The following is a 9,403-nucleotide window of genomic DNA, read 5'->3' on the forward strand; positions in this document are numbered from 1 at the left end:
ACGCTCCACCGCACACGCCAAGGTGCACTCAGTAGTGGTACGGAATGCGCGCCATCGGTTCCACCAGCTCACGCTCCTCATAGGACAGGTGCGACAGCAGCGTGTCCGTGAGCAGGTCGACGGCCTCGGCCACCTCCGCGATCCTCTTCGGCTCCGCGACCGTGCTGACGAGCGCGGCGTCTAGCCGTTCGAGCACGTCGTGGATCACCAGGTGCTCCTCGGACAACCGGTCGAGCACCGGCCCGAGCCGCGCGTCACCGGCCCTGAGCTGTGGATAAAGGCTCCGGTCCTCCAACGTGTGGTGAATCGTGACGAGACGGCAGTAGGTCTCGCAGTACGCGCCCATCGTCCAGTTGTTCTGGCGCATGGTCATCGCGTTGATCTCGTCCCGCGCGTCACCGACCTCGAGGATGCCCTGCTCGACCTGCCGGACCACGTTCCGGATCTTGGTCAGCTCCTCGCGCAGGTGGTTGTGCACGCCGACGAGCTGCCGGCTGTGCGCCCGCCCGGCCGCGGTGTAGACGGCGTCCTTCTCCGGCCTGGGCCCACGTGGCCGCGCGGCCTCGTCCCACAAGGTCTCCGCGGAGAGGCGTTTCCCGTCGTCAGGCGTGGGCGTCACGCCCAGCGCTTTTGGGAGCGCATCCCGTTCCTCCCGCACCATCTCCCGCACGGCCGGCGCGACCTCCTCCGCGAACACCCGCAGCTCGGCATCCGTGTCGACCACGAGGATGAACCCGCTGACGCCGTGCTCGAGCGCCAGCCCAGCGAGCTGCTCGGCCGTGAAGCCGGGCGAGATGTTGTAGAGCCGCTTGATGTCCCGAGGCGACCGCCCCGCCTCGTGCGCGGCGTCGTCGATGATCGCGTTCATCGTCCCGAGCTGCTCCGGCGGCGCGTACGAGCTGGACGGCAGCCACCCGTCAGCAGCGCGCCCGGTGAGCTGCAGCATCCGCTTCTTGTAGGCACCCAGCCAGATCCCGACGTCGTGCGCCGGGAACGGCCCGGGCCGAGCGCCGCCGAGCGAGTAGTGCTCACCCTGGATCCGCGCCCCACGACCCGGCGTCCACAACGCCCGGATCACCGCGATGGCTTCCTCCAGAGCCTGCACGGACTCGCCAGGCGTCCTGCTCGGCCCACCCATGGCCGCGATGGCGTCCCAGAACGCCCCGGCCCCGAGCCCCAGCTCGACCCGCCCACCCGTGATGACGTCCAGACTCGCCACAGCGCGCGCCAGCACAGCAGGCGGCCGCAACGGCAGGTTGGCGACGTTCGGGAACACCCGGACGTTGGTCGTGCTGGCAGCGATGACCGCCAAGGACGTCCACGTGTCGAGGTGCGTCGAGTTGTACGGGTGGTCCTGGATGCTCACGTACTCCAGTCCCAGCACGTCAGCGGCCTTGGCAAGCTCCAGCGTGCTCTCGAACCGCGCCGCCTCGGGCGCCAGGAACACCCCGAACTCGACCGGGTGGCCATAATCTGTCATGCCGAAAGTATGCCATGCAGATGTTCTGTTTTACAGACGTTCTGTGGTGGCTATCATTGGCCCGGTGACCGCTCTGTCGGACGACTTCGGCTGGACCCTGGGCGTGGTCTTCCGCGCCTTCGTCAAGGCCACCAACGCCGCCGTCGGCGACCTCCCGGGCGGCCACCGCGGCTACCAGATCCTCACGGCATCGGTCCGCGACCAGCCGGAAAGCCAGTCCGCCCTGTGCCAGCAGCTGGGCATAGACCGCACCGTCATGACCTACCTGCTGGACGACCTGGAGCGCGCGGGCCTGGTTTCGCGCAAGCCCGCGCCCACCGACCGCCGCACCCGCCTGGTGGTGGCCACTTCTGTTGGTCGCACGCGGCTGGAGGAGCTGGACCTGCGGTTGTCGCACGCCGAGGCGCACGTGCTGTCGGGCCTGCCCGTGGGGGACCGGGGGACGTTCAAGGCGTTGCTCTGCCAGTTGGCCGGGCACGTCAACGAGCTGGACCCGGTGCCGAGCGCTTGCGCCGTGGTCCAGGACATCGCCGCGGGTACGCCTTAGCGGTACCCCGCCTGGCTCCGCACTCGACTCAACCACCTTCAGTGGTCAGCCGAACAGTTCATGTCCATCACACCGGGTGGAACTTCGGTCGTCGTGTTGGGCATCACGGGTGTCTTCAAGCAGATTCATGTGCAAAACGCCGTACGGTCGTCATGTTGCGCAGTGCGGATGCACAACGGGGGTGCCATGGATGTGCACAACGAAATGTCGGGCTCGTTTCGCGGTCGTGCGGTGCAAGCGGGAACCATCCACGGCGATATTCACTTCCACCCGGAATCTGCGGTTCCCGTGCCACAACAGCTTCTCCCGGCGCCGGCGCACTTCACGGATCGCGCGGCGGACCTGACCGAACTCGACACGATGCTCGTGCCGGGCGAGCGGATGCTCGCCGTGCTGGCCGGACCCGGTGGCGTCGGCAAGACCGCGCTCGCGCTCCAATGGGCGCACAGGGTGCACGATCGCTTTCCTGACGGGCAGTTCTACGTCGACCTCGGCGGTTTCAGCGGGGAGACGCCCATGCGCTCGGAAGAGGCACTGGGTCTCTTCTTGCGCAGTCTCGGTGTCGTACCGCAGAGCGTTCCGGCGGACCTTGCTGAACAGGCAGCGCTGTACCGGTCGCTGACAGCGGGCAAGTCGCTTCTCGTAGTGCTCGACAATGCGCGCGCGGCAATGCAGGTGCGCCCGCTGCTGCCGAACTCGTCCTCCAGCGCCGTCGTCGTGACGAGCCGGACTCGGCTGACCGATCTGGTCGTCGACGGAGGCCGGCTGCTGGACATCCGCCCGCTGGCGCCTTCGTCGGCGGTGACGTTGCTGGCGAAGACGTTGGGTGGCAACCGGATCGCGGAGGAGCAGGACCGCGCGGAGGCTCTGGTCGACCTGTGCGGCGGATTGCCGATCGCGGTGCGGGTGGCGGCGGCGCGCCTTGCAGCACGACCGAATTGGTCCGTGGGACGCGTCGTCTCCGAGTTGGCCGACGAGCAGTTGCGGCTGGCGATGTTGTCACCATCGCAGGAACTCTCCGTCCAGACGACGTTCGACCTGTCCTACCGCGCTTTGGACGAACGAACCGCCGTCGTGTACCGCCGCCTCGCATTGCACCCCGGTCAGACGTTCGGTCCGGCTGTCGCGGCGTCGTTGCTCGGCCGGGGATTCCCGGAGGCCAGCCGACTCATCGAGGAACTGGTCGACAGCAGCCTGCTGGAGGAGGTCGCGGAAGACCGCTACCGGTTCCACGACCTGTTGAAGCTCCACGCCCGGCAGCAGGCCGACAGGCTGGATGATCAGGAGAGCAGGGACGCCGCACTGCGGCACGTGCTCGAGTGGTATCTGGCGGGGGCCATGGTGGCCGACAGGATCGTGACGCCCCACCGCCGCCGACTTGACTACGACTTCCGCGCCGACCCAGCGGAACAACCGCGGTTCGCCGGTCGCGACGAGGCTCTCGCCTGGCTGGAGCTGGAGCGGACGAATCTCCTCACCGCGGGCCAGGTGAGCCTGAACCGGGGATGGCCCGACCTGGCCTGGCACCTTTCGGACGTGATGTGGCCATTGCTGTTGCACCGCAAGCACTACCACGATCGCGTCGACATCGATGTGCGTGGCGTCGAGGCTGCTCGCCAATGGCAGAACGCGTTCGCGGAGGCGGACATGCTGAAGCGCCTCGGCCGCGTTTGCACGACTCTCGGCAGGTACCGCGAGGCGGAGGAACATCTGCGCGCGTCGGCGGAGATCGCGGCTACCAGTGGTGACCAGCGAGGCGTCGCCGACGCGCGCGAGGCTTTGGCACTGCTCCACGTCGACACCGGTCGGATGGACGAGGCAGCTGCGGAGTTCGCGGAACTGGTGGACCTGAACCGTGCGCTGGGTGCGGATCGGAGCCTTGGACTGAGCCTGATCCACCTCGGTACGGCGCTGAGTCGCATCGGCCGCGACACCGAGGCGCTGGCGCACCTCTCCGAATCGCGGGCGGTCTTCGACTGCCTGTCGGAGCCGGATCCGTACAACACCGCGCGTGTGCTCGTGGCGCAGGCACGGGTGCACTGTCATGCGGAGGACTTCGTCCGCGCGGGTGAAGTGGCCGAAGAGGCGCTGGGCATGATGGGGTCAGTCGGTTCGAACGACGGGCTTGCGCACTCGCACGAGATAATCGCGGAAGTCGCCCAGCACCTCGGGGACACCGCGAGCGCGGTGGACCACCTGCGGAAGGCGGTCCACCTGCTCAACACCCTGGGGTCTTCCAGGGCCAGAGCCGTGTCCGATCGCCTCCGTTCACTCGTCGGTGACCCTTAGCAGTCCGCAAGGACTTCTGGTTCCAGCGGTGCGGTGCTGAGCGCACCACACCGGCAGACCGTTGCGGACGAGCAGTTTCAGGTCGAGGCCGCTGGTGAACCACGCGCACAACGAGATCGTCACCGACTCGACCAGCTCGTCCCAGGTGAGGCAGTCCCCGAGCAGGCCGTCGGAGGACAGGCCCAGCGTCCGGCCGTCCTCGGCCACCGCGGTCATCACCGGTGTACCTCCGGTGTGATCGTCACCGGTGCCGGCGCGCGGTGCTTTCCCCGCACCGGGACACCGAGGAGCCGGTACATGGCCTCCTTGATCAAGGTGGCCGAGTGGCCAGGTCGCGACGTCAGGCTCCCGGCGACCCTGTCGCGCAACAGTTCCGCTCGTTGCTGCGCCTCCTCGAACAGACTGTGCAGCGACGACTCGTCGCGGTAGATCACGGCGTTGTCGCGCAGGACTTCCTGTGGTGATCCGCTGGCGGTCACCGCCTGCAGTCCTGGATCGACCAGCAGGACCGGCGTCCCGATCGCCGCGGCGTACACGGCGACCGAACCGTGGTCGCCGATGACGAAGTCGGCAGCCACCAGGGCTGCCCGCCAGTCGGCCTGCGGATCGATCACGACGAGCCCGGCGTCCACGCAGTCGGCGAGCCAGGACCTGATCTGGCGCGGAGCGTGGCCGAACCACACGGCCGGGTGCATCAGCGCGGCGGAGCGGTAACGCGACGGCAGCTCCTCGAGCAGACGGGGGAAGAGATCCGCGAACCGCCCGAACAGGGACTGACCTCCCCACGTGGAGCTGACCACAACAAGGTTCTGCTCCGGCCGGACACCCAGGTCCGACCGGTAGCGGTCGCGATGCGGCAGGCTCGCGATCATCCGGTCGTAGCCGGGATCGCCCGCGACGATCGCGACGTCGACAGCCGGCGGGCAGTGGCGGCGCAGGACCTCCAGCTGGTGTTCGTGCGACAACACGATGGCTTCGGGAAGCACCCTGCCGTTGTGGAGCAATCGTTGCGCGTCCAGGCCGTACACCGCGGACGTCCCCGCGTACGTCTTGCCGAAGCCTGCGCCGTGCGGCACGACGAGCAATGGCGCGTGCAACTGGTTGAGCCCTCCGTAGCCCGCGGTGATCGCGAGATCGAACCGTTCGTGAACCACCTGCTCCCAAGCCAGGACGAGTCCTCCGGTACCGCGGAGGAAGTCGTCGACGCCGTTGCTGAACACGTCCGGCGCCTGGGTGAAGGCCACCTGCACCCTGGGGTCCCGCTCGACCAGTTCGATCACCTCCAGCAACCTCTGACCGCTGGTGACCGTGTGCACGACCACCAGCACGTTCAGCAGGTCGTGCCGCGTCACCCACTGCGGTGCGTCCAGCCCGACCGGCACCTGCAACCACTCAGCACGTGTCATGAATCCCCCCTTGGCCAGCACTCATCCCCGTTGGAACCAAGGATCCGGATCGCACTTGCCGGTCGACTTGCTGCGAACTTGCCCCTCCGATTGCCTGGTGCTCGTCTCACCGATTTGGAGCAACTCGGAACATTCGACCTGCTGGGAATCCGACGGAAAGGGCACACTGGATCCCTGGTGTGCGAGAAGGGCCCAGCGAGGGGTGAGACGCTGGTGGAATTCAAGATCTTCGGGAAGACTTCCTTGCTGACGGACGACGGCAGCGTCCCGCTCGGCACGGCGAAACAACGCGGCGTTTTGGCTTTGCTGCTCTATGGCTCAGGACATCCCGTGTCCATAGATCTGATCATCGATGAGCTGTGGCGCGGCGAGCCGCTGGAAGCCGTGAAGGGCCGTCTTCATCCCATCATAAGCAGGATTCGGAGGATTCTCGCCGAGTCGGGATCGGGAGGCCGGCTGCGCAAGGAAGGCGCTGCCTACCGGCTGGAACTCGACCCGATGCTGGTCGACCTGCACCGCTTCCGGCACTTGGTGACAAAAGCAAGACAAGTCTCTGGTGGCGGTGACCAGTATTTGGCCAAAACCCTCGTTCAAGAAGCGCTCGCGTTGTGGCAGGGCACGCCTTTGGACGACCTCGCAGGAACCTGGTCGGATCACTGCCGTGTTCAGATGGAGCAATTCGACCGACTTCCCGCTTACTGCCTGTTGTTCGACACCCAGCTGCTGTTGGGAGAACACAGTGAGGTGATGAGCGCCGTCGGCCGGCTGCTCGACGAACACGAGACGGAGGAGATGTTCGCGCGTCACTACATGCGGTCGCTCGACGGCATGGGCAGGTACTCGAAAGCGCTGGAGTTCTACGCCGATTTCTGTTCCCGGCTGGAATATGCGATCGGCGCCGAACCGGGTCCTGAAATGCGCGCGCTCTACCAGGCCATCGTCCAGAAGCAGGCCGGCACCGCCGTGGTCGGCAAGATCTCCCTGAACCCGCCGCAGCAGCTTGAGCGCGACATCCACAACTTCACCGGTCGCAAGGAGCTCCTGACGCGGCTGGACGCCCTCTTCGCCACGTTGCAGGGCCAGGTCGTCGCCCTGCACGGCATGCCGGCCGCGGGCAAGACGAGCCTGGTGACCCGGTGGGCGCACCAGCGGAAGTCCCGTTTCCCCGACGGCCAGCTGTTCGTCAACCTCAGCGGCCACGGCCCCACGGCCCCGATGGCACCGGACGACGCGATAGCCGTCCTGCTGGTGTCACTCGGAATCTCGGTCGGCACGTTGACCGCAGACGAGCGACGAGTGCGGTTGCGGAGGTCGTTGAGCGGGCTCAGGATTTTGTTGATCCTCGACAACGCCCGTGATGGCGGGCAGGTACGTCCCATCCTCGCGGCAGCAGCCGACTGCTGCTGCCTGGTGACCAGCCGATCGGAGCTGAAAGGCCTGACGATCCGCGACGGCGTGCGGACCATGGAGGTCCCGCCGCTGACGTCGCGCGAGTCCGTCGGCCTGCTGCTGGCCGAGCTCGAGGGGAAGGGGCGCTCGCGCGAGGACGCAGGGCTGGCGGCGTTGACCCAGCTGGCCGGTGGGCTTCCGCTCAGCCTTCGGATCATCGCCCAGCACGCCGTCGACCGCCCGTACATCTCGCTGCTGGACCTGGCCCGCGAACTGCGGCAGAACGAAGGCCTCGGCCTGCTGGACTCGGCGGACAGCGACGACGAGGACACGACGTTGTCCAACGTCTTCTCCTGGTCCTACCGAGCGTTGCCGGCAGCGGTCGCGCAGAGCTTCCGGCGCCTCGGCCTGCATCCGGGTCCCCAGTTCGACGTCTCGGCAGCACGCGCCGTTCTCGGGGAGGACGAGCCCGTGGTCGTGGAACACCTGCGGATCCTGGTGAAGGCGAACCTGGTCCAGCAGGTCTCGGCCACCAGGTACCGCCTGCACGACCTCCTGCACGGCTATGCCGTTGATCTCGTGCGCCAAGAAGAAGTTCTCAGTCAACGAGAATTGGTTCGGCGGCGACTCTTCGATTGGTATCTCGCCTCAACGTGGAATGCAGCCCAGTGCGTGAGACCTGACAGAACCAGGGTTCCCTTGTCGGATACCATGTCTTGGTACGGCGCCGCGGAGTTCAAGACACGCGGCGAAGCATTGGATTGGTTTGCTCGAGAACAGACCAATCTCACTGCGGCTGTTTCGTATTCCGCCAAACACAACTTGCATGATCACACGTGGCGGCTCGCTGCGAACATGAGTGAGGCATATGATCTATTCGGGTTGCACTCGGATCTGAGTCTCAGTCATGAGATCGCGCTTGCTTCCGCTCGTGAGCTGGGTCACAAAGAAGGCGAATGTGGCACGCTCAACAATCTTGGTCTGGCGCTGCACTGGCTCGGCCGGTACGACGAGGCGAGGCAGAGGCTGTCCGATGCCACGATGCTCGCCGACGAGCTGGGGCATCAGGAACTGAGTGCTTTGAGCAGGTACAACCTCGGGGTCGTGCACCTCAAGCTCGGTCAGCCACGCACTGCGATCGAGATGTGTGAGGCGGTTCTCGAGCCCTTCGGAAAAATGGGCGCAAGAAGTCTTGAGGCATGTGCACTGGACCTGCTCGCCGCCGCACATCATCGGATGGAGCTGGATGACATCGCACTCGATTACCACGCCAGGGCGATGGCTATTCGGAATGAAGTGCAAGATGTTCGTGGCATAGGTGCGACTTTCATTGAGATGGCCAAGATCGAGCATGAACACGGAAAAAGCGAGGAAGCGCTGAGATACAGCGAACAGGCGCTCGATGCTCATCTGTGCAGCGGCGAGAAATCGGGCATGGGCGAGGCGTTTCTGGTGATGTCCGAAGTGCTCTACGATCTCGGTTCTTTCGCGCGATCCGCCGATGCCGCCGAGAAAGCGATCGGCCTTTGCTTACGTCCTCAGGCGCTCGCTCGCGGCTGGCACATATTGGGACACGTCCGTGCGGTCGCCGATGATCTCGTGTCGGCGACCGACTGCTGGGGCCAGGCCGTTGAGCTGCTCGTCAGTGCCACCCGCCAAGGCGACGACCACCTGCTCGCGCACCTCCGGGAGCACGGAGGGGCCCGGCGGTCCATTCCGGATCCTCGCGTCGAGGATGCAGGTGTGTCGGGCCGGTGTGAATCGTCTGTGGACGACTCGCGAGGAGACTCTCATTCGTTCGAGTGACGCTCACACCGTCGTGTCCTCGTAGGCTACCGCTTAACCCCTTGTTCGATCCTTTTAGCCCCCCGTTCGGGGGTGTACACCCGTCCGTGTAGTTTCTCGGGCATGACGAGTATCCACAAAGTTGTCATGGCGCTGGCGCTTGCTCTGAGTTTGGCGCTGGTCCCGGCCGCGGTCCCGTTGTCCCCCAGCTGGGGCGGTGCGATCTACGGCCCGTACACAACTGTCTAGTAAATGCTTCACGCCTGACGCGCGATCGGCGTCGGAGCAGAAGAAAGTGGAACGCTCAGTCAGCTTTAGCTGCATCGGCGGAGAACTCGCTTTACCTCACGGAAAACGAGTTCAGTTCCTGAAAGAGAGTTCGACAGTGCTGGGGGGGGGGGGGGGGGGGGGGCACACGACCGCGTCTGCGCGCGCAAAAGCAAAACCACGCAGGGGGTTTTTTGAGCAAACCCACCCTTTCCAAACCCAAAAAAAAAAAAAGAAAAG

Annotated in this window: 6 protein-coding genes; 3 read left to right on the forward strand and 3 right to left on the reverse strand. The window is 65.8% G+C overall.

The window, feature by feature from the left end:
• Window positions 1–28: 28 nt before the first annotated feature.
• Complete coding sequence (locus tag ACFWV3_RS29885) at window positions 29–1,480, reverse strand: LLM class flavin-dependent oxidoreductase (protein ID WP_382415961.1); 1,452 nt, start codon at window positions 1,478–1,480, stop codon at window positions 29–31.
• Between the two features lie 64 nt (window positions 1,481–1,544).
• Between ACFWV3_RS29885 and ACFWV3_RS29890 the strand changes: the two genes are divergently transcribed.
• A complete protein-coding gene (locus tag ACFWV3_RS29890) occupies window positions 1,545–2,027 on the forward strand; it encodes a MarR family winged helix-turn-helix transcriptional regulator (RefSeq protein WP_382415962.1) in 483 nt (160 codons plus the stop codon).
• 186 nt (window positions 2,028–2,213) lie between these two features.
• Window positions 2,214–4,316, forward strand: coding sequence for a tetratricopeptide repeat protein (locus tag ACFWV3_RS29895; RefSeq protein WP_382415964.1), 2,103 nt, complete (start codon window positions 2,214–2,216; stop codon window positions 4,314–4,316).
• Here the strand turns inward: ACFWV3_RS29895 and ACFWV3_RS29900 are convergent.
• Together ACFWV3_RS29900 and ACFWV3_RS29905 are read right to left on the reverse strand one after the other, a co-directional pair.
• Window positions 4,296–4,535 carry a hypothetical protein gene (locus ACFWV3_RS29900; RefSeq protein ID WP_382415966.1) on the reverse strand — a complete coding sequence of 80 codons (240 nt, stop codon included), beginning with the start codon at window positions 4,533–4,535 and terminating at the stop codon, window positions 4,296–4,298. The genes ACFWV3_RS29895 and ACFWV3_RS29900 overlap by 21 nt on opposite strands.
• Window positions 4,532–5,722, reverse strand: a complete 1,191-nt coding sequence (locus tag ACFWV3_RS29905; protein WP_382415968.1) for a hypothetical protein — start codon at window positions 5,720–5,722, stop codon at window positions 4,532–4,534. The genes ACFWV3_RS29900 and ACFWV3_RS29905 overlap by 4 nt, the downstream gene beginning before the upstream one ends.
• 213 nt (window positions 5,723–5,935) lie before the next feature.
• Here ACFWV3_RS29905 and ACFWV3_RS29910 point away from each other — a divergent pair, with 213 nt between their 5' ends.
• The gene (locus ACFWV3_RS29910) at window positions 5,936–8,917 is read left to right on the forward strand and encodes a BTAD domain-containing putative transcriptional regulator (RefSeq protein WP_382415969.1); all 2,982 of its coding nucleotides are present in this window, start codon (window positions 5,936–5,938) and stop codon (window positions 8,915–8,917) included.
• Window positions 8,918–9,403: the final 486 nt, after the last annotated feature.

Source organism: Lentzea sp. NPDC059081 (assembly GCF_042738015.1).
Lineage (GTDB): Bacteria > Actinomycetota > Actinomycetes > Mycobacteriales > Pseudonocardiaceae > Lentzea.

Coding starts and splice junctions, on each gene's coding strand:
- ACFWV3_RS29895 (WP_382415964.1), top strand. CDS start 2,214: ATGGATGTGCACAACGAAATGTCGGGCTCGTTTCGCGGTCGTGCGGTG.
- ACFWV3_RS29885 (WP_382415961.1), bottom strand. CDS start 1,480: ATGACAGATTATGGCCACCCGGTCGAGTTCGGGGTGTTCCTGGCGCCC.
- ACFWV3_RS29905 (WP_382415968.1), bottom strand. CDS start 5,722: ATGACACGTGCTGAGTGGTTGCAGGTGCCGGTCGGGCTGGACGCACCG.